We start from the raw sequence: 26,037 nt of genomic DNA, 5'->3' as shown, positions 1-26,037 counted from the left end.
CGCGCACCGCGCCGCGATGGCGGCGCGCCTGTTCTACCACATCGCCGCGACGCCGCAAGCGGTCGCGAACGATGACGGATCGAGGCACATTGAATCGGCGGCCTGGGGTCGCGGTCGCGGCTTGCGACCGAAGGACATTCCCGCGGGACCTCGCTCCTACCCCGAGGACGCGGTTTCGATCGGTGGCAAGGCGTCCGACGGCGCTGCGCGTCCCGGGTCGCGGCTTACGCCGCTCCTACAGGAAGCGGCGACGCCCTGCCGTTCCTCCACAACGCTTCGGCCGCTCCCCCCTTTTTTAAAAGGGGCCAGGGGACTTGCCTTTGCTGTTGCTTTCGCTTCCGCGCCCCCTGCTCAAGGCCGGTGGAACTGCGCCAGCGCCCGGCGCAGCGAACCGCCGCCGGGCGAGATCAGGTCGGCGACGCGCCAGCAGCCGCGTTCTTGCACGAACAGCAGTTGCGCGCTGCGCTCGCTGCGTTCCTCGCCCAGGTCGAAGCGATAGGCCACGCGCACGCGATCCCTGCCCTCCGCCTCGAAGCGCGGGTTCGCGGCCTCGCCGTCTTGCGCGCCGAGCCAGGGATCGGCGTCGATCGCGCACAGCTCGCCACCGTCGCGGCAGGCATGCTCGCTGCGCAGCAACGCCAACAAGGGCGCGGCGACGACGTCGCCCAGGCGCTGCGGCGCCTGGTCCCAGAACAGGTAGTGCAAACGATAGAAGGACTGCGCCACCGCCGTCGGCGTGGCGCCGCTGCAGCCCGCGCCGGCTACGGCCGGCGCGGCGACACCTAAGACCAGCAGGCAGGCGGCCGCGCGCAGCGCGCAGCGCGCAGCGCGCGAGCGTCGGCTGCGATCTCGGGGTCGGGGTCGGGGTCGATGTTGCCGGGCGCAGGGGCATGCGGGACTCCATGTCGGTGAAACGCGGCGACGGACATTCGCTGAGGCGTTGCGCAGCGGAGCCTCCGCTGCCGCCCTGCGTTCTAGCACATCGCCGCCGCCAGGTTCGCCGGCGCACGGAAGCCGCCAGATAAAGCGAAGGACCGGCCGGTCGCGCTTCCGAGTTCGCAGACGCCGACTCGCGGGCGCTGCGCGATCGCGCGCCGTTCGCGCGGTGCCCGCAACCGCGCCTGCCCAGCAGCGCAAACGCCGCAACAAAAGGCCGGCCGGGCGCACCCCTTCGAGTCGCAGGCACGGCCGTGCCGTGCGCCTTCGAGCCCTCGCCGGCGGCCGAACCGACGCTGCCGCAGCGAGCGCCGCGAACCTCGAACTAAGACAGGGCCGCATGAGCGGCCCTTTCCTCGACAGCGGCGAGCGGACGGCGCAGCGCCGCCCGGCTCAGGACGTCATCCGGTCCCAGAAACCCTTGACCCCGTCGAGGAAGGTCGAAGAACGCGGCGAATGCCTGCGCGCGCCGTCGCCGACGAAGGTGGCCTCGAACTTCTCCAGCAGCTCGCGCTGCTCGGGAGTGAGGTTGACCGGCGTCTCCACCACCACGCGGCAGTACAGATCGCCCGGGCGGCGGCTGCGCACCGACTTGACGCCCTTGTCGCGCAGGCGGAACAGCTTGCCGCTCTGGGTCTCGGCCGGAATGCGCAGCTCGACTTCGCCGTCCAGGGTCGGGACCCGGATCGAATCGCCGAGCGCGGCCTGGGAAATGCGGATCGGCACCTCGCAGTGCAGGTCGTCGCCTTCGCGCTGGAAGATCTCGTGCTCGCGCACGCGCACTTCCACGTACAGGTCGCCGGGCGGCGAGCCGGCCGGGCCGGCCTCGCCTTCGCCGGTCAGGCGGATGCGGTCGCCGTTGTCGACGCCGGCGGGAATCTTGACCTGCAGGGTCTTGGTGCGCTCGACCCGGCCCTGGCCGTGGCAGTCGCCGCAGGGATTGGCGATGGTCTGGCCGCGACCGTTGCAATGCGGGCAGGCCTGTTGCATCGAGAAGATGCCGCGCTGGAACCGCACCTGGCCGCGGCCGTTGCAGGTGCTGCAGGTCTCGATCTTGCCGTCGGCCGAGCCCGAGCCCTTGCAGGTCTCGCACTCGTCCAGGGTCGGGATTTCGATCTGCTTCTCGACGCCGCCGACCGCTTCTTCCAGGGTCAGCTCCATCACATAGCCGATGTCGGCGCCGCGGCGCGGACCGCGTTGGCCGCCGCCGGCACCGCCGAAGATGTTGCCGAAGATGTCGCCGAAAATATCGCCCATGTCGGCGAAACCGGGGCCGCCGGCGCCGCCGCCCATGCCGTGCTCGAACGCGGCATGGCCGTGCTGATCGTAGGCGCGGCGCTTGTTCGCGTCCGACAGGACTTCGTAAGCCTCCTTGCACTCCTTGAACGAGGCCTCGGCCGCCTTGTCGCCCGGATTGCGGTCCGGATGGAATTTCATCGCGCAGCGGCGATAGGCCTTCTTCAGGTCGTCGTCGCCGGCGTTGCGCGCAACGCCCAGCACTTCGTAGTAATCGCGTTTGCTCATGGGCTGGGATCGGGGGTTCGGGATTGGGGATTAGCTAGAGCAGGAACCTATGACCGGAAAAGGGACCCGGGACGGAAAGCCTGGCCTTCCAATCCCGAATCCCTGATCCCGAATCCCGGCTTACTTCTTGTCGTCCTTCACTTCGGTGAACTCCGCATCGACCACGTCGTCGGACTTGGCCGAGGAGGCGCCGGCGTCGCCGGCCGGGGCGTCGGCATGGCCGGCGCCGGCGGCGGCGAACAGCGACTGCGCGGCCTCTTCCAGGGCGCGCGACTTGGCCTCGATCTGGGCCTTGTCGTCGCCCTTCATCGCCGTCTCCAGCTCGGCGATGGCCGACTCGGCGCGGCCGATCGCCTCGCCCGGCAGCTTCTCGCCGTGCTCCTTGATCGCGCTGCGGGCGCTGTGGATCAACGCGTCGGCGTGGTTGCGGGCCTGCACCAGCTCATGGAACTTCTGGTCTTCCTCGCGGTTGGCCTCGGCGTCGGCGACCATCTTGGCGATCTCTTCCTCGGACAGGCCCGAGCCGGCCTTGATCTCGACCTTCTGTTCCTTGTTGGTCTTCTTGTCCTTGGCGCTGACGTGCAGGATGCCGTTGGCGTCGATGTCGAAGGACACCTCGACCTGCGGCATGCCGCGCGGCGCCGGCTCGATGCCGGACAGGTCGAAGCGGGCCAGCGACTTGTTGTAGCGGGCCTGCTCGCGCTCGCCCTGCAGCACGTGCACGGTCACGGCCGACTGGTTGTCCTCGGCGGTGGAGAAGGTCTGCGAGGCCTTGGTCGGGATGGTGGTGTTCTTCTCGATGATCTTGGTGAACACGCCGCCCAGGGTTTCGATGCCCAGCGACAGCGGGGTCACGTCGAGCAGCAGCACGTCCTTGACGTCGCCGGCCATGACGCCGCCCTGGATCGCCGCGCCGACGGCGACGGCTTCGTCCGGGTTGACGTCCTTGCGCGGCTCCTTGCCGAAGAACTCGGCCACCGCCTGGCCGACCTTGGGCATGCGGGTCTGGCCGCCGACCAGGATCACCTCGCTGATGTCGCTGGCGCGCAGGCCGGCGTCGTTCAGGGCGATGCGGCAGGGCTCGATGGTCTTCTTGACCAGGTCCTCGACCAGCGACTCCAGCTTGGCGCGGGTCAGCTTGATGTTGAGGTGCTTCGGGCCCGAGGCGTCGGCGGTCACGTACGGCAGGTTGACTTCGGTCTGCTGCGAGGACGACAGCTCGATCTTGGCGCGCTCGGCCGCGTCCTTCAGGCGTTGCAGGGCCAGCGGGTCCTTGCGCAGGTCGATGCCCTGGTCCTTCTGGAACTCGTCGACCAAGTAGTCGATGACGCGCTTGTCGAAGTCTTCGCCGCCGAGGAAGGTGTCGCCGTTGGTCGACAGCACTTCGACCTGCATCTCGCCGTCGACCGAGGCGATCTCGATGATCGACACGTCGAAGGTGCCGCCACCGAGGTCGTACACGGCCACCTTGCGGTCGCCGCCCTTCTTGTCCATGCCGTAGGCCAGCGCGGCCGCGGTCGGCTCGTTGATGATGCGCTTGACTTCCAGGCCGGCGATCTTGCCGGCGTCCTTGGTCGCCTGGCGCTGGCTGTCGTTGAAGTAGGCCGGCACGGTGATGACCGCTTCGGTGACCGGCTCGCCCAGGTAGGCTTCGGCGGTCTTCTTCATCTTGCCCAGCACTTCGGCGGAGATCTGCTGCGGCGCCATCTTCTTGCCGTCCTGGGTCGCGACCCAGGCGTCGCCGTTGTCGTGCGGGACGATCGCGTACGGCACCAGGCCGAGGTCCTTCTGCACTTCGGCGTCGGTCATCTTGCGGCCGATCAGGCGCTTGACCGCGTAGAAAGTGTTCTTCGGATTGGTCACCGCCTGGCGCTTGGCCGAGGCGCCGACCAGGACTTCGCCGTCCTTGGTGAAGGCGACGATCGACGGAGTGGTGCGGTCGCCTTCGGAATTTTCGATGACCTTGGCCTTGCCGCCTTCCATGATCGCGACGCAGGAATTGGTCGTGCCCAGGTCGATGCCGATGATCTTGCCCATTGCTGTGCTCCCTCTCGAATGCTTGGAATTTAAGGGGCGGGGCGCGGTGCGCGCCGGCCGCCGATGTTCGCTATCTGGGGCCCGGTGCCGGGCAGTTCAAGCGCCCGTGCCCTGCCCCGTCGGTCCGGGTACCGGCCCTTCGCCGATACCCGGACGCCGTTCTCAGGCGTCCTGGCTGACCACCACCAGGGCCGGACGCAGCAGGCGCTCGTTGAGCAGCCAGCCCTTCTGGTAGACCTGAACCACGTGGTTCGGCGCCACGCCCGGCGCCGGCACCAGGCTCATGGCCTGATGGTGTTCGGGATTGAACGGCTGGCCGGTCGGATCGACCGCGACCAGGCCGTTGTCGGCGGCGACCTTGAGCAATTGCCGCAGGGTCAGCTCCATGCCCTGGCGCAGCGCGCCGCTGTCCTCGCCGGCGGCGGCCAGGCCGGCCTCCAGGCTGTCGATCACCGGCAGCAGCTCGCCCAGCAGGCGCTCGTTGGCGAACTTGCGCGCCATCTCGATGTCGCGCGCCACGCGCTTGCGCTGGTTGTCCAGCTCGGCGCGCTCGCGCAGCGAATCCTCGCGCAGCTTGCTCAACTCGTTGCGCAGGGCGTCGAGTTCGGGCACCTCGCCGGCCGGCGCCTCGTCCTGGGCGGCCTGGGTCGATTCGGGGTTCAGATCGTGTGGGTTCATGCTGGTTCCTGGCGGTCCATCCGCGACAGGGGCAGCAATGGGGCCGGCGCGGCGGCATTCAAGTGCCGGGATCTGCATCGATCGGCCGCCATCGGCGTCGAGTCGCGGGTTTCGTGAACGGCCGCGCGGTCCGTTCGGCCGGTCCGCAACCCCGTCGCCCGCGCTATTCCCATTGAGAAAAGCCGGGGGTTTTGGCTTCGGCCCCGGGCCGCCTCGGGCGCACGGCGAGGGGTCTCGGTCGCGGCTCGCGTCGCGGCTATCCGCGGCGGGCCCGGCTCACGCCGCGACTATGAGAGATCGTGGGGCTGCGGGGGCTCGCCGCCCTCTCCGGGCTGGAACGCGTCGCCGAGCGCATCGGCGGCGGCCTGCACCACCGGGATGATCCGGTCGTAGGCCATGCGGGTCGGGCCGATCACCCCCAGCACCCCCAGCACCCGGCCGCCGGCGGTGTACGGCGCGGTCACCAGCGACACCCCTTCCAGCGGCGCCAGCCCGGTTTCCTCGCCGATGAAGATCCGCACCCCGGGCGCGCGCACGGTGCGCTCCAGCAATTGCAGGATCTCGCGCTTGCGGGCGAAGGCCTCGAACAGCTCGCGCAGCCGGTCCAGGTCGGCCAGCTCCTGCAGGCCCATCAGCCGGGTCTGCCCGGCCAGGACCATGTCGTCGCCGTCCGGGGCCAACACCTGCTCGGCCAGCTCCACCGATTGCGTCAGCAAGGCCTGCATCTCGGTCTGGGCATGGCGCAGCTCGTGCACCAGGGTGGCGCGGATCTCGGCCACCGGCCGGCCGGCGAAATGGGTATTGAGATAGTTGCTGACCCGCTCCAGCTCGCCGCCGTCGTAGGGGCGGCGGGTCTGAATGATGCGGTTCTGCACGTCCTGGTCGGCGAACACCAGGATCGCCAGCACCCTCTGCGCGTCCAGCGGCACGAAATCGATGCGCCGGAACGCGAACTGCTCGCGCTTGGGCACGCTGACCACGCCGACGAAATGAGTCATCGCCGACAGCAGTTCCGAGGCGCTGCCGAGCAGGGCCTGGGTGCCCGAGCCGGCCGGCAGCTCGCTGCGCAGCCGCGCGACCTCGCCCTCCGGCAACGGCCGCACCTGCAATAAAGAATCGACGAACAGCCGATAGCCTTGCGCGGTCGGCACCCGCCCGGCCGAGGCATGCGCCGCGCTCAGCAACCCGGCCTCCTCCAGGTCGGCGAGGATGTTGCGGATCGTCGCCGGACTGACGTCCAGGCCGGCATGCCGGGCCAGGGTCTGCGACCCGACCGGCTCGCCGCTGTGGATGTAGCGACCGATCAGGGTGCGCAGCAACTGCCGCGCACGCGGGTCTAGAACGGGTTCGGACGATCGGCGGTTCATGGTGTCGATATAGGCGTCGCGGCCGGTAGGTGCAAGGGGCGGGGATTGGGGATTCGGGATTCGGGATTGGCAAAAGCGAAGGCTGTTGTAGAGATCCCGGCTCCCCTCCCTGGAACAACAGCCGTCGCGGCGAGACCGCTTTTGCCAATCCCGAATCCCCAATCCCCAATCCCAATCTCACCCAGTGAGCCCCCCTTCCCCTACCCTGCGACGCTGACCGTCTCCCATTCCCAGGCCGCCGGCCGTCAGGGCACAATCGCCGCCGCATGCTCGCCCATCTCTCGCTCAAGCAATTCGCCGTCGTCAGCGCCGCCGAACTCAGCTTCGGTCCGGGGCTCACCGTCATTTCCGGCGAGACCGGCGCCGGCAAGTCGCTGCTGGTCGACGCGCTCGGCCTGCTGTCGGGGCTGCGCGCCGACAGCGGCGTGGTCCGCCACGGCGCCGACCGCGCCGAACTGGTCGCCGACTTCACCCTCGACGACGCGCCGCAAGCCGCGCAGTGGCTGCGCGACAACGAACTCGACGAAACCGGCGACGGCGACGTCGCGGTGTGCCAGATCCGCCGGGTGATCCGCGCCGACGGCGGCTCGCGGGCCTGGATCAACGGCCGCCCGGTCACCCTGGGCCAGCTCGGCGAGCTCGCCGCGCACCTGGTGGAGATCCACGGCCAGCACGAGCATCAGGCGCTGATGTCCAAGGCCAGCCAGCTCGGCCTGCTCGACGCCTACGGCCGCTGCGAAGCCCAGCGCGAACCGGTCGAGCGCGCCGCGCGCGCCTGGAGCGCGCTGCTGCGCGAGCGCGAGACCCTGCTGGCCCAGGGCGACGTCAGCGACCGCATCGGCTGGCTCGAGCACCAGTACGCCGAACTCGAGCGCGAGGCGCTGGAACCCGACGCCCTGGCCAAGCTGCTCGCCGATCACCGCCGCCACGCCCACGCCGCCGGCCTGATCGCCGCCTGCGAAAGCGCCTTCGCCCGCCTCGGCGGCGAGGAAGGCCCGTCGCTGACCCGCACCCTGCAGCAGGTGCGCGGCGAACTGCAGCGCATGAGCGAGCACGAACCGCGCCTGGGCGAGGTCGAGACCATGCTCGACCAGGCCGCGATCCAGATCGACGAAGCGGTGTCCCTGCTCGACCGGGTCCGCGACGACCTCGACCTGGACCCGTCGGAGTTCGAACAGATCGAACACAAGATGGGCCGGCTGCACGAGCTGGCGCGCAAGCACCGGGTCGCGCCGGAGCGGCTGGCCGCGACCCGCGACGGCCTCGCCGCCGAACTGGAACAACTGCGCGGCGCCGGCGAACGCCTGGACCGCCTCGACGGCGAAATCGACGCCGCCCGCGCCGGCTGGCGCCGCGCCGCCGACGCGCTCGGCCAGGCCCGGCGCGAGGCCGCCCGCTCGCTAGGCGCGCGCACCACCGAGCTGATCGGCGAGCTCGGCATGGGCGGCGGCCGCTTCGACGTCGCGGTCGAACCGCTGGACGAAGACCGCCCCGACCCGCAGGGCGGCGAACGGGTCGAATTCATGGTCGCGGCCAACCCCGGCCAACCGGCCCGGCCGCTGCGCAAGGTCGCCTCCGGCGGCGAACTCTCGCGCATCTCGCTGGCGATCGAAGTCGCCGCGTTCGGCCTGGACGCGGTGCCGACCATGGTCTTCGACGAAGTCGACTCCGGCATCGGCGGCGCCGTGGCCGAGATCGTCGGCCAGAAACTGCGCACCCTCGGCGCCGGCCGCCAGGTCCTGTGCGTCACCCACCTGGCCCAGGTCGCCGCCCAGGGCCACGCCCACTACCGGGTCAGCAAGGCCGCCAGCGAAGGCGTCACCCAAAGCGCCGTGGTCGTCCTCGGCGCCAAGCAGCGCGAAGAAGAACTCGCCCGTATGCTCGGCGGCATCGAACTCAGCAAGGAAGTCCGCGCGGCCGCGCGGCGCTTGCTGGCGGATGTGGGGTGAGGCCGGGATTGGGATTCGGGATTCGGGGTTCGGAATCGGCAAAAGCGGAGTCGCTGGCGTCCGTCGGCACTTCGCCCCACCGTCACCCCAAAATACAAAGGCCCGCATCAAGCGGGCCTTTCGTTTACCGGCTTCTGGAATCGACCGTCACGGCCAAGAACGGGGCGCGATCAAACGGCGCAGAGCCGCTCTAACCAATCCCGAATCCCGAATCCCCAATCCCCAATCACCGCTTCTTGCGCACATACAACACCAAGGAATGCTCCTCGATCTCGTAGCCGTGCTTGGCCGCGATCTTGCGCTGCAGTTCCTCGATCTCGGCGCTTTCGAACTCGATGATCTTGCCGGTATCGATGTCGACCATGTGGTCGTGGTGGTGGCCGCGGTCCAGTTCGTAGACCGACTGGCCGGCCTCGAAATTGTGCTTCAGCACCAGGCCGGCGGATTCGAACTGGGTCAGCACGCGGTAGACCGTGGCCAGGCCGATGTCCTCGCCCTTCTCCAGCAGCATCCGATAGATGTCTTCGGCGGTCATGTGGCGCGGCTTGGACTGCTCCAGCAGCTCCAGGATCCGCATCCGCGGGTGAGTGACCTTGAGTCCGGCGTTGCGCAGGTCTTGCGATTCCATGGCGGTGTTCCTTGCGATCGTTGCGGCCCGGCGGCGCGGGCCCGGGTATTGACCGGCGGGCCTGGCCGCAAGCGCCTGCGCGTTGAGCGGACTGGGCTGGCTGGGCCGGAATGGCGGATGAACGCGAGGGGTTGCCGCGCGCCCGTAACCGCCCTTGGTGGGTGCGGGCTTCAGTGTATCATCGGCCCCGTTGCCTTCGACTGCCGCAGACCCCGACCCGATGCGTAAGCTCCTGCTCGTCCTCTCGCTTTCCGTGCTCACCGCCGGCTGCGGCATCATCTACAAGCAGCCGATCTACCAGGGCAACCTGCTGGAGAAGACCGCGGTCGACCAACTCCAGACCGGGATGAGCAAGCAGCAGGTGCAGACCCTGCTCGGCACCCCGTCGATCGAAGACCCGTTCCACCAGAACCGCTGGGACTACACCTCGACCCAGCGCGTCGACCGCCTCGGCCATACCTCGCGCAAGAACCTGACCCTGTGGTTCGAGAACGACGCCCTGACCAAGTGGGAAGGCGACTACTTCCCCGAGCAGGACGAAGAGATCGCCAAGGCCTCGGTCAAGCAGTTCGGCCGCAACCTGGCCAAGGAAAAGGACAAGAAGCGCCGCCGCGGCAGCTGAGAGCGCCGCCGCAGAGGCACGAACGGCCGCCCCGGGGCGGCCGTTTTCGTTTGCGCCGTCCGGCCTGCGCCGGTGCGCACAGCCCGCTCCGTCCTCGCCCGCACGCCCGTTCGCACACTGATCGAAGAACCGCCGCGAACGCCGGCGCCGGCAGCAGGCGCGTCGGCGGCCCCGGCTTTCCAGGCCCCGCCCTTCGCGGGCCCGCTCTTGGACAGCCGCCCTCTTCGACAGGCGCGCTTTAGACCGCCCCCTTTTTCGACAGGCGCCTGCTCCGGCCGCTACTGCTTCGGCGGCGGCTTCAGCGGGCGGTCGGCGGCGCGCCGCCGGCGCGCCTCCTTGGGGTCGAGCTGCAAGGGCCGCAGCAGCTCGACCCGGTCGCCGTCGCGCAGCGCGGTGTCGGCCATGGCCCGCACCCCGAATACGGCATAGGCGACCGTTTCGGGATCGTCCTGCCAGCCGGCCGCCGCCAACGCCGCGGCCACGGTCGCGCCTTCGGCCAGCTCCAGCGCCACCGCCTCGTGGCGGCGCGGCCAGGCGCGGACCAGCTCGACCTTCATGTCGTCGCGACTCCGGCCACCGGCGCGCCGGGCTCGGCGCCGCGGTCGGCGACCCGCACGAAATCGTCGACCATGCGGTCGGCCAGGCTCTGGAAGCCCAGCGCCAAGGCCGGGCCGAGCAGCTTGACCGCCGGCTCGAACTCCAGGGTCAGGGTGACCTTGCAGGCCGACTCGTCCAGGGCATGGAACTCCCAGCGCCCGCCGAGCTTGCGGAACGGGCCGTCGACCAACTGCAACTCGATGTGGTGCGGCGGCGACAAGACATTGCGGGTGGTGAACCAGGTCCGCAGCGCGCCCAGGCCCAGGTCCAACCGCGCGACCATGTGCTGCTCGGAGGCCTCCAGGACCTGCGCCTGCTCGCACCAGTCGAAACGGCGCGGGTAGGCGGCCACATCGTTGACCAGCGCGAACATGCGCGCGGCGGAGTGTTCGACCAAGGCGGAGCGGCGGATGGTAGGCATTCGTGTTTCGCTAATTGGGATCGCGGCGCTGGTTTCAACCCGGCGAAAGCGGGCCGCCCGTTGCCGCAAGCATCGCCGGCCGAGCGGCCGCAGGGCTCCGGAGGCCCTCGCCGCCCCGCCCGGCTACTCAAACCGCCTCCGGATCGGAGACAATCGCCGGATGGCTAAAAACACCAACAACAAGGCCGGCAAGGATAAAGGAAAGGGCGCCGCCGGCGGCACCATCGCGCTGCACAAGCGCGCCCGCCACGAATTCCACCTGGAAGAACGCTTCGAGGCCGGCCTGGCCCTGCAGGGCTGGGAGCTCAAGTCGATCCGCGCCGGACGCGCGAACATCACCGAAAGCTATGCCGTGATCCTGCACGGCGAGATCTACCTGATCGGCTCGCAGATCACCCCGCTGATCTCGGCCTCGACCCACGTCGTCGCCGAGGAGCGCCGCACCCGCAAGCTGCTGCTGCACCGGCGCGAAATCGACAACCTGATCGGCCGGGTCCAGCGCGACGGCTACACCGTGGTGCCGACCGCGCTGTACTGGAAGGGCAACAAGGTCAAGATCGAAGTCGCCCTGGCCAAGGGCAAGCAGACCCACGACAAGCGCGAAGCCAGCAAGGAACGCGACTGGGCGCGCGAGAAGCAGCGGGTCATGCGCCGCCACAACCGCGACGCCTGAACCCGCTTCCCACCTGCAGGAGCGGCATAAGCCGCGACCAGGGGCGCGCGGAAACCCCATATCGATGCCCGAGCCGGCCCCTGCTTGTAGGGGCGGCTCGTCGAGTGCGCATCCAAGCGCGGCCCATCGCCGTCCGGAGCGACGCCCGCCACGCCCGGCCGCCCCTCACTCCCCGCGCGGCGCCTCCAGCGGCAAGGTGAAGAAGAACGTCGCGCCCTCGCCTTCGCGCCCCTCGGCGCGGATCGACCCGCCGTGGCGCTCGACGATGCGCTTGACCGAGGCCAGGCCGATGCCGTGGCCGGCGAAATCCTCGACGTTGTGCAGGCGCTGGAACGGCCGGAACAACTTGTCGACATAGGCCTGCGGGAAGCCGGTGCCGTTGTCGCTGAGGTAGAACTCGCGCCCGCCGCCGGGCAACTCGCGCAGGCCGAACTCGATCCGCGCCGGATCGCGGTCGCGGCTGAACTTCCAGGCATTGCCGAGCAGATTGCCGAGCAGGTTGCGCAACAACGAAGCGTCGCCGGTGACCCGCATGTCCGGGTCGATCCTCACCTCGACCGCGCGCTGCGGCTCGCCCACGCGCAGTTCGTCGATCACCTCCGCCGCCACCCGGCCCAGGTCCACGCTCTCGTGCTTGAGCTCGCCGCGCGACAAGCGCGACATCTTCAACAAGGCGTCGATCAGATCGCCCATGCGCGCGGCCGCCTTGCGCACCCGGCCCAGGTAGTCGCGGCCGGGCGCGTCGAGCCGGTCGGCGTACTTCTCGCCGAGGATGCGGCTGAAGCCGTCGATCGCCCGCAGCGGCGCGCGCAAGTCGTGCGAGACGCTGTACGCGAACGCCTCCAGCTCCTGGTTGGCCTGGCTCAGCTCGCGCGTGCGCAGGGCCACGCGCGCCTCCAGGGTGCGGTTGAGCGCGTGCACGCGCGCCTCGGCGCGCAGGCGCTCGGTCACGTCCTCGACCTGGACCAGGCCGGCGATGTCCTGGCCGACGTTGCCCGGCACCGGCGAATAGGTCAGCTGCACCTGGCGCGCGACGCCGTGTTCGCGGTGCAGGCGACGGGTCGCGCGGTGCACGCCGTCCTCGTCGGTGCGGCCATCGCCCTCGTCGCCGTCGTCATGCTCCAGCAGTTCCTCGAAACGCCGCCCGCGCAGCTGCCCGATGCCGGTGCCGACGATGCCCGCCAGCGACGGGTTGGCGTCGACGATCCGGCCCTCGCTGTCGAGCAAGGCCTTGCCGATCGCCGAATACTGCATGGCGCTGCGGAAGCGCGCCTCGCTGCGGCGGAAATCCTCGGTCATGCGCACGGCGATGTTGCGCGCGCGCGACTCGGTGCGCGCCAGCATCAAGGCGATGCCGTACAGCAGCAGCGAAGAGAACAGCCCCAGCGCGAACATGTTGCGCAACCCGGCCAGGCGCGGCACCGCCTGCTCCACCGGCGCCGACTGGTAGTCGATCCGCCAGCTGCGGCCGTAGATGTCGAAGCTGACCCGGTGCACGAACGCCGCGGCCTGCCCCTTCATGCCCGGCGCCTCGTACAACAGCGTGTCGCGCCCGCCGCTGCGGTCGTAGATCCGGAACAACATGTCGTCGTGGCTGCCGCCCAGCGTGGTCTGGACGAAACGCTCCATCCGGAACGGCACGTACACCCAGCCCTGCATCTCGGCCCGGCGCAGCGATTCGCTTTGCGGCCGGCCGCCGCCCAGATAGACCGGCAGCGTCAGCAACAAGCCGGTCGACAGCGGCTGAGGGCCGTCCTGGATCAGGTGGATCTTGCCCGACAGCCGCGCCTGGCCGCTGTCCATCGCCGCGATCATCGCCTCGCGCCGGACCGCTTCGGAGTGGATGTCGTAGCCGATCGCCGCGACGTTGGCCGGGGTCTTGGGCTCCAGGAACAGCACCGGCGCATAGACCTCGCGCACGCCCTGCGGACGCACCGTCAGCAGGCCGTAGCCGGCGTCGCGCCACTCGTTCTGCAACTGCACCAGCAGGCGTTGCGGCACGTAGCCGGCGAACCCCAGCCCCAGCGTCGCCGGGAACCGGCGCTGCATGTTCATGCCGTCGACGTAGGCGCGCCATTGCTCCGCGGTCGGCCGCTGCACCGAGGCGAACAGCGACACGCCGCCGCGCGCGACCAGTTCGTAATTGACCAGCCGCTGCTGGATCAGCTCGGTCACCTGCACCGTGCGCCCGACGAACTCGGCCTGGGCCGAGCGCAGCTCGCGGTCGCGGGCGATGCGCCAGGCGGTGAACACCAGGATCAACGAACCGATCAGCACGCCCAGCGCCAGCAGGTAGCCGCGCCGCGGCATCAACCCGGCCAGCTCGGCATCGTCGTCGGACGCGGAAGGGGCGTGCTCGGCCGGATCGCTCGTCGTCATCCGAACAAGCATACCCGCCCGCTCGTGTGCACCGCACTCACGCCGGCCGCGGCGCGTTCAATCCTTGCCCGGCGCCGCGTTTTCGTCGTCCCAGACGCCCGCCAGCATCAGCCGGTTGATGCACTCCAGGTGATCGGCAGCGACCTGCCGGCATACCCGCGGCCAGTGCCGTTGCAAGGCCACCGGCCGCCCGTCCAACTGTTGGCAGGCCAGAAAACGGTCGATCTCGTCGGCCAGGTCCAACAACGCCTGGCCGTTGCGATCGGCGCGCCGGGCCAGGCCGATCCGCCCCGCCGGCGCCCCGGCCGGCCAGCGCCCCGCCCGCAACCGCCAAGCCTCGCGCGCGACCCGCACCCACGCCCGCCACCACCACTGGGGCCCCATCACGGCACCTGCGCCGGCAAGGCCAACAGCTCGGCCGCGGCGATGCGGAAGTCGCAGGCCTGCGCCATCAGCAGCGCGCGCGCCCGGGTCGAAACGAAGCCGCGCCCGCGCATGCGCCGCAGCATCGCGGTCGACACGCCGGCCGCCTCCGCCGCCGCGCGCGCGGTGACGAAGCAGGCGATGTAACGTTCGATGGGATTGGGTTCGCGTGCCGCCGAGCGCGGCAACGCCGGCGCATCCGCAGCGCTAGCGGCTCGCCGCCTTCCCTGCCCGGAACCGTCGCGCGACGCGGTCTTGCCTTTCGAGTCCATGTCCTGATCTCCGGCCTTGCATCCATGCCAGGCCAACTTACCACCACAAATTGCTCTTTTCAACGACCGCAAAGAGTGATGTTTTGGCGAAGGGGTACGCAACAATGAGTTGCGCTATCCTCCCTGGGCCGGCGGCCCGGGACGGCCGGCGCCCACGTTTAGCCCTGCAGGATGCTCCGGCGAGACCTCATGACCAACGCGCCCCACCAAGAATTCGCCAACCGGCTGCACCAGGCCCTGGATTTTTCCGGATTCGCCAAGGGCCGGGCCCGCACCGGCGCTCTGTCCGCCTACTACGACGTCAGCCGCGAGACCGCCCGCAAATGGCTGGTCGGCCTGGCCCTGCCCGAGCTCGAACGCATGCTGCAGATCGCCGTGCAGCAGCACGTCAGCTTCGAATGGCTGGCCACCGGCCGCGGCACCATCGAAGGCAAATCGCTGTCGGTGCGCGAGAACGCCGCCAAGTACAGCGATCCCGACGAACTGCGCCTGATGGGCCTGATGCGCAAGCTCTCGCGCAAGAAGCGCCGCGCCCTGATCGAGCTGCTGGACGGCAACTGAGCCGGCGCCGCGGCTGAACCCCGGCCGCCGACCGCTAAAGCGATGCTTGAGAACGCGCCGCCAGGCCCTATACTGAACACGTCAGCGCAGTTTGGCTGTCCCCGGGGGTGCACTGGCTTCGACGGGGGTCGCGAAATCGCTTGGCGCATGCCGAGGGGGTAGCTTTCCTCGTAAATCCAGCTGCAAACTTCTAGTTGCCAACGACGACAACTACGCTCTCGCCGCTTAAGGCGTAAGCCCCGAAACTGCTTGTGTCCGTGCTCGCAGCGTAGGGTCACTATCACGGAATCGCCCGGAGCCGCCGCCTGCCAGCTCCGGGTCAACCTCTAGCAGGCTGGTCCTTGGATGCGCTTTGCGCGCCGTGCTGTCCCGGGACGAGATCCAACGGAGCGCTAAGCATGTAGTGCCGGGGATGGAGTGCCTTCGGACGGCGGTTCGATTCCGCCCACCTCCACCAATACAAACCCCTGATTTATCAGGGGTTTTTCTTTTTGTCGAACCCTGAATTCTTGGGTATACGGATCGCAGTACGGATGAAGCGTTCGAGCCGTCGCGTGGCGGTTTGACGTTTGCTCGATCCCTCTTGACACTTGATGCCAGGTGTCCAGAACGGGGGAATGGATGCAAACCGCACGTTGCGCGATTGACGATCGCGACTACACCGCTACACAGCTCTCACAGTTTTCGGAAGCTGACAGGGCCGTCCTACGAGGACATTTGACCTGCCCCTACTGCGGTGAGCCGGCCTTTTACAGACGGGGCACGCCGCCAGGCGGCGGACGACGTGCTAGGTCCGCTCACTTCGCCAGTCGTCCACATGGCGCGAATTGCGACATCACTCGCGACTATTCGGACCCATGGGAAAGCGAAGACGGCGACAGCACTGTGGCCCATTGGGAGGAGCGCCGGAAAACACTCGTCGTGCACATACGGACGGAACAGACGGAGCCGTCGGAAGCCGAGCCGTCAGCCTCCGAGACTGACGAGGGACAGCGGACCCAAGGAGGTGGATCAAGGACGCGACAATCCCCCAATATTATCCGGGGACCACAAAGACTCTTAGAGCAACTTGTCGGCTGGCCGTCGTTCAAGACGAGCGCACTCCCGATACGTCTTCCCGACCCAAATCAAACCGAGCTTCCGGTTCACACAGCATTCGTACGCTTCGAACAAGCCGACCCAGATCGCCATACGGCCACTTGGCATGGATTCTGGGGCGTTGTTCCTCGATTGACTTACTGGGCGCTCGGAAGCTCCTACTATGCGAATTTTGGCCTAAGTAACAGCGCCTTCCGCATCGCCATTCACGAAAGCCATATCCCCGCGATTCTCGAAAGGTATCGTCTGTCCAGTATTCAAGACATCGTCGGCGGCCACTTGCTGCTGTTCGACATCGCGCGAATATCAAATTCCGGTCGATTCACCGCCGACGTTAACTCCGTCAACCACATAGGGTTCCTGCGCGCTGCTCCGTAGTTGCGCGCCCGCAGACTTTCAGATGTCAAAGTCTGTGGTCAGTGCACCTCTGTCCACTTAGGCCTCCGGCGGGACCCGAATGCAAAACCGACTCCAGACATAAGTCTAAATAAACCGACGTTATCCACGGCTCGAAGTTGCGGATAGTTACCATCGTTCTCAGTCGTCAATTCATTAAATGCATGATGTTGTGCGGCGCCGGCTTGCTCTGCCGAGGTTGCGCCCTCACTTGAGCAGGCCAAGCCACAATCCCGCAAGCTTGCCGCCCGCATGACGCATACGCTGGCAGACCCGGTTTCTCCGTTGTCGTCCAAGGGCTTCCCCCATAGTGTTGGCACACAAGGAGGCAGCCATGATGGGCGTTGATGATCACGAGGAGGCGCCGACAAGCCCTTTCCTAACGAAGGCACGACACGCACTGGACCAGCTATTTGAGGAGGCGCGCCGAAAGGACGAGCTTAACTTTGCCCTTTCACTCTCCCCGGAGTTCAAGGCCTACACTCTGACGTCAGCCATAGATGCCCAACGCGCCTTTAGGGAGTATCTCGGGTTCTTACAAGCGGGGCAGCACAAGGGGCAAGGAATTCACTGTCGTGTCGCATTAGCGCTGTATTGCCACACGGCGGAAGCGGCCGGCCTTTGGGGTGTACCTATGTGCATGTTGCTGGTACGCAGGGGTGAGTACTACAACCTGGAACCGTTTGCCGAACTGGTGAAGCGCCACAGAAAGACGGGACAGACCATTGCGCCGAACGCCAACAAGGTCATGGGTTTTTTGGCCGAGGAGGCATACGATCAAGGATTGCCCGAACTGGCCGAGGTGTTCCGCGACGCCTTCGACGCGGATGTTCGGAACGGATTCGCCCATGCCGACTATGCACTGAGCCCAGAGGGAATCCATGTGCGGCGCCGGCACGACTGCGAACGCATCGTTAGCTGGCCTGAGTTCGAGGCACTGATGCAAGACGGTGTTGGATTCTTTCACTTGCTCGGCGAAGTCATCGGTGAGTACGAACGCGCCTACCAAACGCCCAAGGTGGTGGTAGGTACGACGGCCCCCGACATGCCACATGGGCCTTGGCTCATCTATATGGACCCGAACAGTCGAACCCTGACCGTGATGGGTGGGCCGGGTTGCACTGAGGAAATCTTGTGGAACGATTTCCACAGACGGTGGCCGAACACCAACGGGGCCGAGGCACAGTGACGGGTAAGCCCGAACGGCTCACGAGTTGCCAACGCTGCGCCGGCGGCCGCAGCCGATGTGGGCCGATGCAAGCCCGGCCGCGCGCGATCATTGTCTCAGCGCACCAGCCGACCGCGGAACGTCGGCACCAGCGCGCCCTCGGCCTCCTTGCCGCTGGGCTTCCAGACCACGGTTTCCTTGGGGAAGGAGTTGTCGCGGGCGTAGGCGCCGGCCTTGGTCGCGAGCAGCTTGACCGCGCCGCGGGCTTGCGGGTTCCAGGCGAACACGCCCTGGCGGCCGTACCAGACCACCGGGGTCTGGGTGTCCAGGCGCAGGTCGGGGCAAAGCACGAAATCGCGTTGTTCGATCATGCGCAGGGCGCTGGCGGGGATCGAGCGCACGCCGGCGCCGGTGCGCTCGGCGCTGTGGTCGGGGCAGACGCGCGAGGCGCGCTCGATCGCCGCGTCGTAGACCGCGCGGTCGGCATTGGCTTTGCCGCCGCCGCGCTGGCGCTGGGCCTGGGCCGGCAGCGCAGCGATCAAGGCCAGGCCGAGACCGGCGATCAGGATGCGTGAGCGGCAATTCATGACGACTCCTTACCTACTGCATTGAAGACGACGGCGCCCCCTCGGGCCGACGACCGGCGCGAAGCATAGCAACCGCAAATGGCGAGTTCAGCACGAGGGGGATGTCGGCGGCGTGGAGACGGCCGCCGCGCGGCGGCGGCGGCGATCGGACCGCATCGGCTTTGCCGGCCGTGGCCGGTGCGGCCCCGAATACGCCGGGCCGCGGCGCGGCGCTCGAGCCCCCTGTCGGCTCGCGGCCAGTGTAGTGCGGCGACGTCTCAGGGGCTGCGTTCGGCTCAACCGGCACGGTAGATATCCGGCGCGTACCGTTCCATCAATGTGTGCGGATAACGCGGAGCGGCGAAGCCGAACCGGGCGTACAGGCCGTGCGCATCGGCCGTGGCCAGGGTGAAGCGGCGCAGGCCCTGCAACTGCGGATGCGCCAGCACCGCCTGCATCAGCGCCTTGCCGTAGCCGCAAGCGCGGTACTGCGGCAGCACAAATACGTCGACCAGGTTGGCGAAGGTGGCGTAGTCGGAAATCACCCGTGCGAACGCGACTTGTTCGGCGCCGATCCGACCGGCGAAGCACAGCGAATGGGCGATCGACCGCTCCACGGTGTCGCGCGGTATGCCCTGCGCCCAGCCGCTGCGGGTGGACAGGAATTCGTGGACGAAACCGACGTCGATGTCGGCCGGATCGGTGCTGATGCGCAGGCGTTCGGGAACGGCGGTCATGGCGGTGCGCGGCGTCGAGACGTGGGCGCCGGCGGCTCGCCGGCCGAGACCGCCCGTTTCGCGGGAGCGGCCGACGCAGTCTGCCGGGGGGGGCCGGCAGGCGGCATCGGCCACAGGTCCTATTGACCGCGGCGGCGCGGTTCAGCGCGGGACGCGGGGTTTGCCGCCGCAGGCTTCGGCGTACACGCGGCTGAGTTCGCGCTTGAGCGCGGCCTGCTCGGCGGCCAGGCGCTGATACTCGCCGGCGGACATCGGCGCGCCCGGCGGCGGTGCGAGCGGCGGTGCGAGCGGCGGTACGAGCGGCGTGCCGGCGGCGGGGGCGCGAGGGGCGGGGCGCGGCTTCGCTGGACCCATCGGTTCGACTTCCGGATTCGGGGATTCGGGATTCGGGATTCGGGATCGGAGAGCGAACTTAGCACCGGCCGCGGCAAGACCGTGTCGCCGCGACGGCCGTCGGACGCACCCGGCCAAACTGGGCAATACGTCTAATTTTGTGCTAACGTCTGTCCAAATCCAGACGAAATACTCCTGCCCCTATGACCAAAGCCGCCAAGAAGCCCTCGCCGGCCAAGCCGCCGCTCAAGTCCCTGGAACGGGGCAAGGCCACGCTACGCGAAAGCCCGCTCAATCTGCGCGACGCGCCCTACCCGGCACGCAAGCGCACGCCGTCGCTGAAGGACCCCACGCCCGAGATCGGGCCGGCGACGCTCAAGGGCTATGTCAGCTACCTGCGCACCGCCACGCCTTTGCAGCGCGTCGCGGTCGAGCGCGAAGGCGTGCCGGCGCAGGTCATCAAGGACCTGGCCGCGAGCATGGAGTTGCCGGCGGTGCGCATGTTCAACATTCTCGGCATCGCCAAGGCCACCGCGGAAAGCAAGGCCGCGCAGCAGGCGCGCATCGCCGGCGCCGGCGGCCAGGCCGCGCTGGGCCTGTTGCGGCTGATGGTGATCGCGCAGTCGATCGTCGACGCCAGCGTGTCGGCCCAGGCCGGCGAATTCGATCTGGCGCGCTGGCTGGGGCGTTGGATCGAGCAGCCGCAGCCGGCCCTGGGCGGCCGCCGTCCGGCCGACCTGCTGGACACGCCCAGCGGTTTCGACGTGGTCGCGCGCCTGCTCGGCTCGCTCGAAAGCGGGGCCTACCAGTGACGCGCCGCGCCGCCGCAAGGACGGGGCACGGCCGATGAAACTCTGGCGCATCGCCACCGAAACCCGCGCTTACCGCGCCGACGACATGAGCGGCGCGGGCGCGGCCAAGTACCCGGGGCGCTGGAACGACGACGGCCAGCGCGTGCTCTACACCGCGACCTCGCTGGCGCTGGCCGCGCTGGAAACCGCCGCCTATGTCGACGCTCATGGTCTGCCGTTGAACCGGCATGTGGTCTGGATCGACGTGCCGGCCGCGGTGTGGAAGGCGCGCGTGCAGTTGACGCCGCAAGACCTTCCCGGCGGCTGGGACGCGGTACCGGCCGGCCAGGCCAGCGTGCGCGTCGGCGCGCAGTGGCTGAGCAGCCAGGCCTCGGCGATCCTGCTGGTGCCGTCGGTGATCGTGCCGGAGGAATACAACGCGCTGATCAATCCCGAGCATCGCGACGCGAAGAAGCTGCGCGCGACGGCGGGGCGGCGGTTTCATTACAACGTGCTGTTTCGCGCACCGTAGACGCCTGCATCGCACAACGATTCCCGCGGCGGCCCTGCACGCGACGACCGGCATCGCGAGGCTCGCCATCGTGCCTGGAGGCTTCGCAGCGCGGCCTGGATGAAACCCTGCCCCCGCCCACGCGGGGATGAGACCAGGCGGATTTCGCGGAGGACAGAAACAGGCGGGTTTCGCCGCATCCGTCGCCGCCGTCGCACCCGCGCGGCCGGCCTCCCGAAAATCCGGAGCGCTGCCCCGCCTCGTTGGCGCTTTCGCCTCGGCCGTCCCTGGCCCTGCCTCACGTTCCCTGTCGCCGCTTCCCTGCCCCCCTGTCCGGCGGATTCCCTGCCGCCGTTTCAGCCCCGCACGCTCTCCGTGCGCTCGAACGTTCCGTCCTGGTGGAACAAGGGCCCGAACCACGGATGCGCCACGTCGATGCTGACTTCGAAGCGGGTCGCATCCAGATCCCTATGCACGAGAACGAAGCGGCCCGGCCAAAGCGGACGCGGCAGCGGCAGGCGGTAGCCGCGCCAATGCAGGAAATAGCCGTCGTCGACGAACACCAGCCGGTTGGGCAGCACTTCCAGCCGCACCCGCATGCCCAGGCCGCCGCCGAACCGCTCCAGCAGCACCCCGTCGCGGCCCAGGCTCATGCGCGAGCGGAAGCTGAACACCTCGTCGGCGAAGTGGTAGGTGCGGGTCTTCAGCCAGCCCAGGCCCTCGCGCAAGGGCTGCACGTCGAAGCGGAACGGCACCCGTTCGGCATTGTGGTGCGGCAGCACCCGCGCGTAGCGGATCAGGCGCGCGAACAAGCCGCCCAGCCAAGTGCAGCGCACCTGGTGCATGGTGCCGAAGTACTCGGCCTGGCTCTCGTCCGGCGCCAGGGCGAACCGCGCGCGGATATGCGGATGCAGCAGCGCCCAGCGCGGACCCAACGCGGCGCGCAGCAGCGCGGCCAGATCGTGCGCGGCAGCCGGCAGGCGCGGCGCCGCGGCGGTGGCGGCGCTTTCGCCGCCGAGCCCGGCCAACGCCGGTTCAACGCAAGCGGCCGGCGCCGGCCGGGCCGTGTTCGACCGTTCCATGGAACTCCCCCGGGTGTTCGCCACCCTCACTAGAAAAACGCGGTGCGCGTGCGTGGACGGCAAGCGCGCTGTCCAGGCCGGCATGTACGAAACGATGACGCTGATCGAGCAGGCGCTGCGGTTCGACCTGCGGGCCGTCGAGCAGCATGGTCGCCATCTCGCCGAGCGCGGCGCGCAGCGGCCAAGCCGGCATGCGCAGCCACGCCGGCCGGCGATGCGCGCGCGCCAAAGCGCGGGTGAATTCGGCCTGGGTGCAGCCGTTCGGCGCGACCAGGTTGTAGGCGCCGCGCACGCCGGGATGGCGCACCGCGTCTTCGACGAAGGCCAGCACGTCGTCGAGATGGATCCAGGCGAACCACTGCCGGCCATGGCCGAGCGTGGCCGCGCAGCCCAGCGCCGCGCTCAGCGACAGCATCGGCAGCATGCCGCCGCTGCGGCCCAGCACCAGCCCCAGGCGCAGGGTCGCCATGCGCATGCCCTGCTCGGCGATCGGCGCGGCGGCACGCTCCCAGGCCACGCACAGTTCGCTGGCGAAATCGCCGGCCACCGCTTCGGGCGCGCGCCGTTCCGGGCCGCTGCGCGCCTGCGCGCCGTACACGCCGATCGCGCTGGCCTGCAGCCACAACGCCGGTCGGCGCTGCGCGCGTTCGCACCAGGCGCGCAACGCGCGCGTCGTGCCGACCCGGCTGGCGAGCAAGGCGCGCTTGCGCGCAGCGCTCCAGCGCGGGCCGACCACCGGCGCGCCGGCCAGGTTCACGACCACGTCGACGGCCTCGTCGTCGCGCAGTTCGGCGGTGTCGGCGATGCAGCGCGCGCGGCCGCCGAAACGCAAGGCGGCGCGGCGCGGGTCGCGGCTGAGCACGGTGATGCGATGACCGCCGGCGAGCAGGCCTTCGACCAACGCGGTGCCGATGAAGCCGGTGCCGCCGCTGATCAGGAAATGCTGCTGCGGATGCTCGGCGAGCAACGGCCGCGGCGGCGGTTCGGCCGCATTCGCGCGCGCGGCCAGGCCGTCGCGCAGCGCGCTCAGGCCGATGCCGAGCGCGGCCGCGCTCAAGGCCCAGGACATCCCGCCGTGCGCGACCGGCGTCAGCGCGCTCGGCAGCGTCCAGTCGCCGCGCGTGGCCAGGGCATAGACCGCGAACATCGCGCCGCCGTTGACCGCCAGCACCGTATGCAGCACGCGTTCGGTGTTGGGCAGCAGCCGGGTCGCGTCTTCGACCACGAAGTCCCACAGGGTGATGCCGACTTCGACCAGCACCAGCGCCCACACCGCCGCCAGCCACAGTCCCTGTGGGCGCAGCCAGGCGAACACCAGGAACAGCAGGCCGTAGACCAGCCCGCGCGCCGCATGCAGTTTCAGTTCCAGCGCGGCGCTGCGCCGGTTGGCGAGTTTTTCCATCAGCTCGTGATGGGCGACGGTGTCCAGCGCGCCCATCGCGATCTGCAGCAGCAACAGACTCAGAAACAGCGTGTGCAGGTCCATGACCGCGTCCTCAGTAATGCACCGGGCAATGGCCGTCGTCGCAGCGCGGCGCCGGTTCGCCGCCGGCCTCGCGATAACCCAGCCAGCGCGAGACGCGATGCCGGTTCGGCGCGATCCAGCGGTAGGCGCGCGCGGCCATGCGGCCGGCGCCGGGCACGCGCAGCGGCCAGGTCAGCCAACCCAGGCCGACCGCGCGGTAGGCCTCGGCGATGCCGGGCACGCCGATCCGCCACTGGCCGTCGGCGCAGCGCACGTGCAGGGCGTTGCGCAGCGCTTCGAGCTCGAAGCCCCAGGCGGCGGGGTCGAAGTCGGCCGCGGCGATGTCGACCAGGCACAGCCGGTCGCGGCGATCGCGCGCCTTGAGCCGATGCATTTCGGTGCGGCACAGCGGGCAGGCACGGTCGTACAAAGCGACGACTTGCCGGGGTTGGGGCCGGGGCCGGACCGGACGCGGAACGGAATCCTTGCTCATGGCCTACTCCTACAGTTATTTCGGTAATTACAGAAATTGATGGACAAAAAAAGGGGGCGACTCAGGACGGACGCTCGCGCGGCGGCGCGGCGTCGGCCTGCGCCACCGCGGCCTCGCCTTCGTCGTCGAACAGCACGCCGCCGCCCTGCGCCTGCGGTTCGGGCAGCGGCTTGGCCGCACCGCGCACGAACTGCTGGATGCGCGCGCCCATCTTCAGCAGCTTGATCAGGGTCTTGGGGTCGAGCCGGTTCATCTCGTCGATCCAGCTGGTGCCGGTCTCCATGAACTCCAGCACCTCTCGCATGCGCGCCAGGGTCGCGCGGTCGCGCGGGTCGCTCTGGTCCGGCGGCACCGCGGCGTTGTCGCCGTCGAGCACGGCGCTGCGCAGCATGGTCAGGGTCGGTTCGATCTCGCGCCGGCGCCGCTCCTGCACCACCGCGCGGAAGATGTCCCACACGTCCTTGTAGGTCTCGAAGTGATCGCGGCGGTCGCCGAGCACGTGCACCACCCGCGCCAGGTTCCAGGACTGCAGCTCGCGCAGGCTGGTGCTGACGTTGGAGCGCGCCAGGTTGAGGGTCTCGCAGATCTCGTCGGCGGTGATCGCGCGCTCGGACAGGAACAGCAGGGCGTGGATCTGGGCCACGGTGCGGTTGACCCCCCAGCGGCTGCCCATCTCGCCCCAATGGAGAATGAAGCGTTCTTGCAGGGGGCTGAGGGACATGGCGGCCTTCGCTTATTTCTGTTTAAACAGAAATTAACGAAGCAATGGAAGCCCGTCAATGCCCGCTCGTCGGCGCGGAGCCTGCTTTTGCAGGAGCGGCGTGAGCCGCGACCCCAGGCGCCGGGCCACCTGCCGCCGAAGGCCGGTAGATCAGGGGGATACACGATCTTCGCGATTTCGCGTCGCGGCTGACGCCGCTCCTACAGGGGCCGGCGTCGCAAGCCCCGAGACGGTGGCGGCCCAGGCTGTCCCCTCCACCCCTCCGTCCGTCGGCCGCGTCCCGGCCCCGTCTTACCGGCACGCCGACTTATTACTAAAATTAGTACATGAGCCTCACCGACCTTCGCCGCGCCCTGCTCGCCTACCTGCACGAGCGCATCGCCGCCGACGGCCTGCCGCCGTCGCAGCAGGAAATCTGCGCGCGTTTCGGCTTCCGCCAGAACCGCTCCGCCGGCTACCACCTGCAGGCGCTGCAGGCGCAGGGCCTGATCGAACTGCACCCGGGCCGCGCCCGCGGCATCCGCCTGCTGCCCGCCGGGCTGGCCGAGGCGGGTCGGATCGGCGCCGACTTCGATCGCCACGATATCCATCTCGCCGAGGCGCCGCCGCGCGACACCCTGCCCCTGCTCGGCCGGGTCGCCGCGGGCGCGCCGATCGGCGCCGATGCCGAGGTCGAGCGTCATGTGCTGGTCGACCGCAGCCTGTTCTCGCCGCGCCCGGACTATTTGCTGCGCGTGCGCGGCGACTCGATGCGCGAGGACGGCATCTTCGACGGCGATCTGGTCGCGGTGCACCGCACCTCCGAGGCGCGTCACGGCCAGGTCGTGGTCGCGCGCATCGGCGAGGAAATCACCATCAAGCGCCTGAGCATCGGCGCCGACGGCATCGCGCTGTTGCCGCGCAATCCCGACTACGCGCCGATCCGGGTCCCGGCCGACGCCGACTTCGCCATCGAAGGCCTGTACTGCGGCCTGGTGCGCGGGGGCTGAGGCCGATGGGCAAGCTGGTCGCCCTCGACGGCTTGATCGACTCGCGCCGCTTGTGGCGCGGTCAGCCGACGCAGCGCGCCGCTTCGGTCCAGCCCACCGGCCTGGCCGAACTCGACGCCGCCCTGCCCAGCGGTGGTTGGCCCGATGCGGCGCTCAGCGAGCTGCTGTTGCCGATGCCCGGGGTCGGCGAGCTGGAGTTGCTGTGGCCGGCCCTGGCGCGCCTGTCCCAGCCCCAGCCGGCGCAGGCCGCGCGCATGATCGTGCTGGTCGATCCGCCGCTGCTGCCGTACGCGCCGGCCTGGCGCGACGCCGGCGTGGTGATGTCGCGCCTGCAATGGGTGCGCGTCGGCGCGCGCGAGGCCTTGTGGGCTGCCGAACAATGCCTGCGTTCGGGCGCCTGCGCGGCGGTGCTGTGCTGGCCGCAACGCGCCGACGACCGCGCCCTGCGCCGGTTGCAGGTCGCCGCCGAAACCGGGCAATGCCTGGGCTTCGCGATGCGCGACGCGGGCGCGGCGCGCAATGCCTCGCCGGCGGCGCTGCGCATCGCCATCGATGCCGCGCCGCGCCAGTTGCGCGTGCTCAAGTGCCGCGGCGGCAACGCACCGACACGGCCGATCGCG

General features: G+C 69.2%; 25 protein-coding genes, 1 other RNA gene and 1 pseudogene. 10 read left to right on the top strand and 17 right to left on the bottom strand.

The genetic code is table 11. The features are described 5' to 3' along the window. Nucleotides 1-351: 351 nt before the first annotated feature. The 5 genes from V2J18_RS10680 to hrcA all read right to left on the bottom strand — a co-directional run bounded on the left by V2J18_RS10680 (nt 352) and on the right by hrcA (nt 6,542). A complete protein-coding gene (locus V2J18_RS10680) occupies nt 352-726 on the bottom strand; it encodes a hypothetical protein (protein WP_336131760.1) in 375 nt (124 codons plus the stop codon). A gap of 603 nt (nt 727-1,329) precedes the next feature. Next, nucleotides 1,330-2,460: a molecular chaperone DnaJ gene (gene dnaJ, locus V2J18_RS10675; RefSeq protein ID WP_064746745.1), complete on the bottom strand. Its 1,131-nt coding sequence runs from the start codon at nt 2,458-2,460 to the stop codon at nt 1,330-1,332. 120 nt (nt 2,461-2,580) lie between these two features. Beyond that, nucleotides 2,581-4,497, bottom strand: a complete 1,917-nt coding sequence (gene dnaK, locus V2J18_RS10670) for a molecular chaperone DnaK (RefSeq protein ID WP_064746746.1) — start codon at nt 4,495-4,497, stop codon at nt 2,581-2,583. Nucleotides 4,498-4,659: 162 nt separating this feature from the next. After that, a complete protein-coding gene (grpE, locus tag V2J18_RS10665; RefSeq protein WP_064746747.1) occupies nt 4,660-5,175 on the bottom strand; it encodes a nucleotide exchange factor GrpE in 516 nt (171 codons plus the stop codon). A 287-nt stretch (nt 5,176-5,462) separates the two neighbouring features. Further along, nucleotides 5,463-6,542: a heat-inducible transcriptional repressor HrcA gene (gene hrcA, locus V2J18_RS10660; protein WP_336131759.1), complete on the bottom strand. Its 1,080-nt coding sequence runs from the start codon at nt 6,540-6,542 to the stop codon at nt 5,463-5,465. Nucleotides 6,543-6,808: 266 nt separating this feature from the next. Between hrcA and recN the strand changes: the two genes are divergently transcribed. Beyond that, nucleotides 6,809-8,491, top strand: a complete 1,683-nt coding sequence (recN, locus tag V2J18_RS10655) for a DNA repair protein RecN (protein WP_064749230.1) — start codon at nt 6,809-6,811, stop codon at nt 8,489-8,491. A gap of 226 nt (nt 8,492-8,717) precedes the next feature. Here recN and fur read toward each other — a convergent pair whose 3' ends face one another. After that, nucleotides 8,718-9,119: a ferric iron uptake transcriptional regulator gene (gene fur / locus V2J18_RS10650; RefSeq protein WP_064749231.1), complete on the bottom strand. Its 402-nt coding sequence runs from the start codon at nt 9,117-9,119 to the stop codon at nt 8,718-8,720. A gap of 220 nt (nt 9,120-9,339) precedes the next feature. On the opposite strand from fur, the gene V2J18_RS10645 reads away from it, so the two are divergent. Next, nucleotides 9,340-9,741: an outer membrane protein assembly factor BamE gene (locus V2J18_RS10645; protein WP_064749232.1), complete on the top strand. Its 402-nt coding sequence runs from the start codon at nt 9,340-9,342 to the stop codon at nt 9,739-9,741. A gap of 278 nt (nt 9,742-10,019) precedes the next feature. Here the strand turns inward: V2J18_RS10645 and V2J18_RS10640 are convergent, their stop codons facing one another. Further along, complete coding sequence (locus tag V2J18_RS10640; protein ID WP_336131758.1) at nt 10,020-10,298, bottom strand: RnfH family protein; 279 nt, start codon at nt 10,296-10,298, stop codon at nt 10,020-10,022. Beyond that, entirely contained in the window at nt 10,295-10,759 is a 465-nt protein-coding gene (locus V2J18_RS10635; protein WP_336131757.1) for a type II toxin-antitoxin system RatA family toxin, read from the bottom strand. Before V2J18_RS10635 ends, V2J18_RS10640 begins: the two co-directional genes overlap by 4 nt. Nucleotides 10,760-10,919: 160 nt before the next feature. Here V2J18_RS10635 and smpB point away from each other — a divergent pair, with 160 nt between their 5' ends. After that, complete coding sequence (smpB, locus tag V2J18_RS10630) at nt 10,920-11,432, top strand: SsrA-binding protein SmpB (protein ID WP_064749235.1); 513 nt, start codon at nt 10,920-10,922, stop codon at nt 11,430-11,432. Nucleotides 11,433-11,597: 165 nt separating this feature from the next. Here smpB and V2J18_RS10625 read toward each other — a convergent pair whose 3' ends face one another. The 3 genes from V2J18_RS10625 to V2J18_RS10615 are packed head-to-tail and all read right to left on the bottom strand — an operon-like array spanning nt 11,598 to nt 14,506. Continuing rightward, on the bottom strand, nt 11,598-13,811 hold the full coding sequence (locus V2J18_RS10625; protein WP_336131756.1) for a CHASE domain-containing protein: 2,214 nt from the start codon (nt 13,809-13,811) through the stop codon (nt 11,598-11,600). Nucleotides 13,812-13,868: 57 nt separating this feature from the next. Next, a complete protein-coding gene (locus V2J18_RS10620) occupies nt 13,869-14,198 on the bottom strand; it encodes a hypothetical protein (protein WP_336131755.1) in 330 nt (109 codons plus the stop codon). Further along, complete coding sequence (locus V2J18_RS10615; protein ID WP_336131754.1) at nt 14,195-14,506, bottom strand: hypothetical protein; 312 nt, start codon at nt 14,504-14,506, stop codon at nt 14,195-14,197. Before V2J18_RS10615 ends, V2J18_RS10620 begins: the two co-directional genes overlap by 4 nt. 189 nt (nt 14,507-14,695) lie before the next feature. On the opposite strand from V2J18_RS10615, the gene V2J18_RS10610 reads away from it, so the two are divergent. The 3 genes from V2J18_RS10610 (at nt 14,696) to V2J18_RS10600 (ending at nt 17,750) form a co-directional block, all read left to right on the top strand. Beyond that, complete coding sequence (locus tag V2J18_RS10610; RefSeq protein ID WP_031373591.1) at nt 14,696-15,067, top strand: helix-turn-helix domain-containing protein; 372 nt, start codon at nt 14,696-14,698, stop codon at nt 15,065-15,067. 103 nt (nt 15,068-15,170) lie between these two features. Next, nucleotides 15,171-15,524, top strand: a transfer-messenger RNA (tmRNA) gene (gene ssrA, locus V2J18_RS10605). 1,371 nt (nt 15,525-16,895) lie between these two features. Next, the gene (locus V2J18_RS10600) at nt 16,896-17,750 is read left to right on the top strand and encodes a hypothetical protein (RefSeq protein ID WP_064749239.1); all 855 of its coding nucleotides are present in this window, start codon (nt 16,896-16,898) and stop codon (nt 17,748-17,750) included. A 95-nt stretch (nt 17,751-17,845) separates the two neighbouring features. Here the strand turns inward: V2J18_RS10600 and V2J18_RS10595 are convergent, their stop codons facing one another. Continuing rightward, complete coding sequence (locus V2J18_RS10595) at nt 17,846-18,316, bottom strand: hypothetical protein (RefSeq protein ID WP_064749240.1); 471 nt, start codon at nt 18,314-18,316, stop codon at nt 17,846-17,848. Nucleotides 18,317-18,591: 275 nt separating this feature from the next. Beyond that, on the bottom strand, nt 18,592-19,032 hold the full coding sequence (locus tag V2J18_RS10590; RefSeq protein WP_064749241.1) for a GNAT family N-acetyltransferase: 441 nt from the start codon (nt 19,030-19,032) through the stop codon (nt 18,592-18,594). Between the two features lie 536 nt (nt 19,033-19,568). On the opposite strand from V2J18_RS10590, the gene V2J18_RS10585 reads away from it, so the two are divergent. Both V2J18_RS10585 and V2J18_RS10580 read left to right on the top strand, forming a co-directional pair. Further along, entirely contained in the window at nt 19,569-20,177 is a 609-nt protein-coding gene (locus V2J18_RS10585) for an antitoxin Xre/MbcA/ParS toxin-binding domain-containing protein (RefSeq protein ID WP_064749243.1), read from the top strand. A gap of 34 nt (nt 20,178-20,211) precedes the next feature. Continuing rightward, entirely contained in the window at nt 20,212-20,688 is a 477-nt protein-coding gene (locus tag V2J18_RS10580) for an RES family NAD+ phosphorylase (RefSeq protein WP_064749244.1), read from the top strand. 335 nt (nt 20,689-21,023) lie between these two features. Here the strand turns inward: V2J18_RS10580 and V2J18_RS10575 are convergent, their stop codons facing one another. From V2J18_RS10575 to V2J18_RS10560, 4 genes are all read right to left on the bottom strand, one after another. Next, complete coding sequence (locus tag V2J18_RS10575; RefSeq protein ID WP_064749245.1) at nt 21,024-21,749, bottom strand: DUF4166 domain-containing protein; 726 nt, start codon at nt 21,747-21,749, stop codon at nt 21,024-21,026. Further along, on the bottom strand, nt 21,703-23,235 hold the full coding sequence (locus tag V2J18_RS10570) for a TIGR01777 family oxidoreductase (protein ID WP_064749246.1): 1,533 nt from the start codon (nt 23,233-23,235) through the stop codon (nt 21,703-21,705). Before V2J18_RS10570 ends, V2J18_RS10575 begins: the two co-directional genes overlap by 47 nt. Before the next feature lie 10 nt (nt 23,236-23,245). Next, a complete protein-coding gene (locus V2J18_RS10565) occupies nt 23,246-23,707 on the bottom strand; it encodes a thiol-disulfide oxidoreductase DCC family protein (protein WP_336131753.1) in 462 nt (153 codons plus the stop codon). A 61-nt stretch (nt 23,708-23,768) separates the two neighbouring features. Next, nucleotides 23,769-24,428, bottom strand: coding sequence for a GbsR/MarR family transcriptional regulator (locus tag V2J18_RS10560; protein WP_336131752.1), 660 nt, complete (start codon nt 24,426-24,428; stop codon nt 23,769-23,771). 326 nt (nt 24,429-24,754) lie between these two features. Here V2J18_RS10560 and lexA point away from each other — a divergent pair, with 326 nt between their 5' ends. Both lexA and imuA read left to right on the top strand, forming a co-directional pair. Continuing rightward, nucleotides 24,755-25,417 carry a transcriptional repressor LexA gene (gene lexA, locus V2J18_RS10555; RefSeq protein ID WP_064749248.1) on the top strand — a complete coding sequence of 221 codons (663 nt, stop codon included), beginning with the start codon at nt 24,755-24,757 and terminating at the stop codon, nt 25,415-25,417. 5 nt (nt 25,418-25,422) lie between these two features. Next, a pseudogene (imuA, locus tag V2J18_RS10550) lies at nt 25,423-26,034 on the top strand (translesion DNA synthesis-associated protein ImuA); the annotation flags it as partial. Nucleotides 26,035-26,037: the final 3 nt, after the last annotated feature.

Origin of the sequence: Lysobacter firmicutimachus, from assembly GCF_037027445.1 — a bacterium.
Lineage (GTDB): Bacteria > Pseudomonadota > Gammaproteobacteria > Xanthomonadales > Xanthomonadaceae > Lysobacter > Lysobacter firmicutimachus.
Note: the sequence above shows the minus strand (reverse complement) of the source record. Positions and strands in the feature narration are given on the sequence as shown.

Coding starts and splice junctions, on each gene's coding strand:
- dnaJ (WP_064746745.1), bottom strand. CDS start 2,460: ATGAGCAAACGCGATTACTACGAAGTGCTGGGCGTTGCGCGCAACGCC.
- dnaK (WP_064746746.1), bottom strand. CDS start 4,497: ATGGGCAAGATCATCGGCATCGACCTGGGCACGACCAATTCCTGCGTC.
- grpE (WP_064746747.1), bottom strand. CDS start 5,175: ATGAACCCACACGATCTGAACCCCGAATCGACCCAGGCCGCCCAGGAC.
- hrcA (WP_336131759.1), bottom strand. CDS start 6,542: ATGAACCGCCGATCGTCCGAACCCGTTCTAGACCCGCGTGCGCGGCAG.
- recN (WP_064749230.1), top strand. CDS start 6,809: ATGCTCGCCCATCTCTCGCTCAAGCAATTCGCCGTCGTCAGCGCCGCC.
- fur (WP_064749231.1), bottom strand. CDS start 9,119: ATGGAATCGCAAGACCTGCGCAACGCCGGACTCAAGGTCACTCACCCG.
- V2J18_RS10645 (WP_064749232.1), top strand. CDS start 9,340: ATGCGTAAGCTCCTGCTCGTCCTCTCGCTTTCCGTGCTCACCGCCGGC.
- V2J18_RS10640 (WP_336131758.1), bottom strand. CDS start 10,298: ATGAAGGTCGAGCTGGTCCGCGCCTGGCCGCGCCGCCACGAGGCGGTG.
- V2J18_RS10635 (WP_336131757.1), bottom strand. CDS start 10,759: ATGCCTACCATCCGCCGCTCCGCCTTGGTCGAACACTCCGCCGCGCGC.
- smpB (WP_064749235.1), top strand. CDS start 10,920: ATGGCTAAAAACACCAACAACAAGGCCGGCAAGGATAAAGGAAAGGGC.
- V2J18_RS10625 (WP_336131756.1), bottom strand. CDS start 13,811: ATGACGACGAGCGATCCGGCCGAGCACGCCCCTTCCGCGTCCGACGAC.
- V2J18_RS10615 (WP_336131754.1), bottom strand. CDS start 14,506: ATGGACTCGAAAGGCAAGACCGCGTCGCGCGACGGTTCCGGGCAGGGA.
- V2J18_RS10610 (WP_031373591.1), top strand. CDS start 14,696: ATGACCAACGCGCCCCACCAAGAATTCGCCAACCGGCTGCACCAGGCC.
- V2J18_RS10600 (WP_064749239.1), top strand. CDS start 16,896: ATGATGGGCGTTGATGATCACGAGGAGGCGCCGACAAGCCCTTTCCTA.
- V2J18_RS10595 (WP_064749240.1), bottom strand. CDS start 18,316: ATGAATTGCCGCTCACGCATCCTGATCGCCGGTCTCGGCCTGGCCTTG.
- V2J18_RS10590 (WP_064749241.1), bottom strand. CDS start 19,032: ATGACCGCCGTTCCCGAACGCCTGCGCATCAGCACCGATCCGGCCGAC.
- V2J18_RS10585 (WP_064749243.1), top strand. CDS start 19,569: ATGACCAAAGCCGCCAAGAAGCCCTCGCCGGCCAAGCCGCCGCTCAAG.
- V2J18_RS10580 (WP_064749244.1), top strand. CDS start 20,212: ATGAAACTCTGGCGCATCGCCACCGAAACCCGCGCTTACCGCGCCGAC.
- V2J18_RS10575 (WP_064749245.1), bottom strand. CDS start 21,749: ATGGAACGGTCGAACACGGCCCGGCCGGCGCCGGCCGCTTGCGTTGAA.
- V2J18_RS10570 (WP_064749246.1), bottom strand. CDS start 23,235: ATGGACCTGCACACGCTGTTTCTGAGTCTGTTGCTGCTGCAGATCGCG.
- V2J18_RS10565 (WP_336131753.1), bottom strand. CDS start 23,707: ATGAGCAAGGATTCCGTTCCGCGTCCGGTCCGGCCCCGGCCCCAACCC.
- V2J18_RS10560 (WP_336131752.1), bottom strand. CDS start 24,428: ATGTCCCTCAGCCCCCTGCAAGAACGCTTCATTCTCCATTGGGGCGAG.
- lexA (WP_064749248.1), top strand. CDS start 24,755: ATGAGCCTCACCGACCTTCGCCGCGCCCTGCTCGCCTACCTGCACGAG.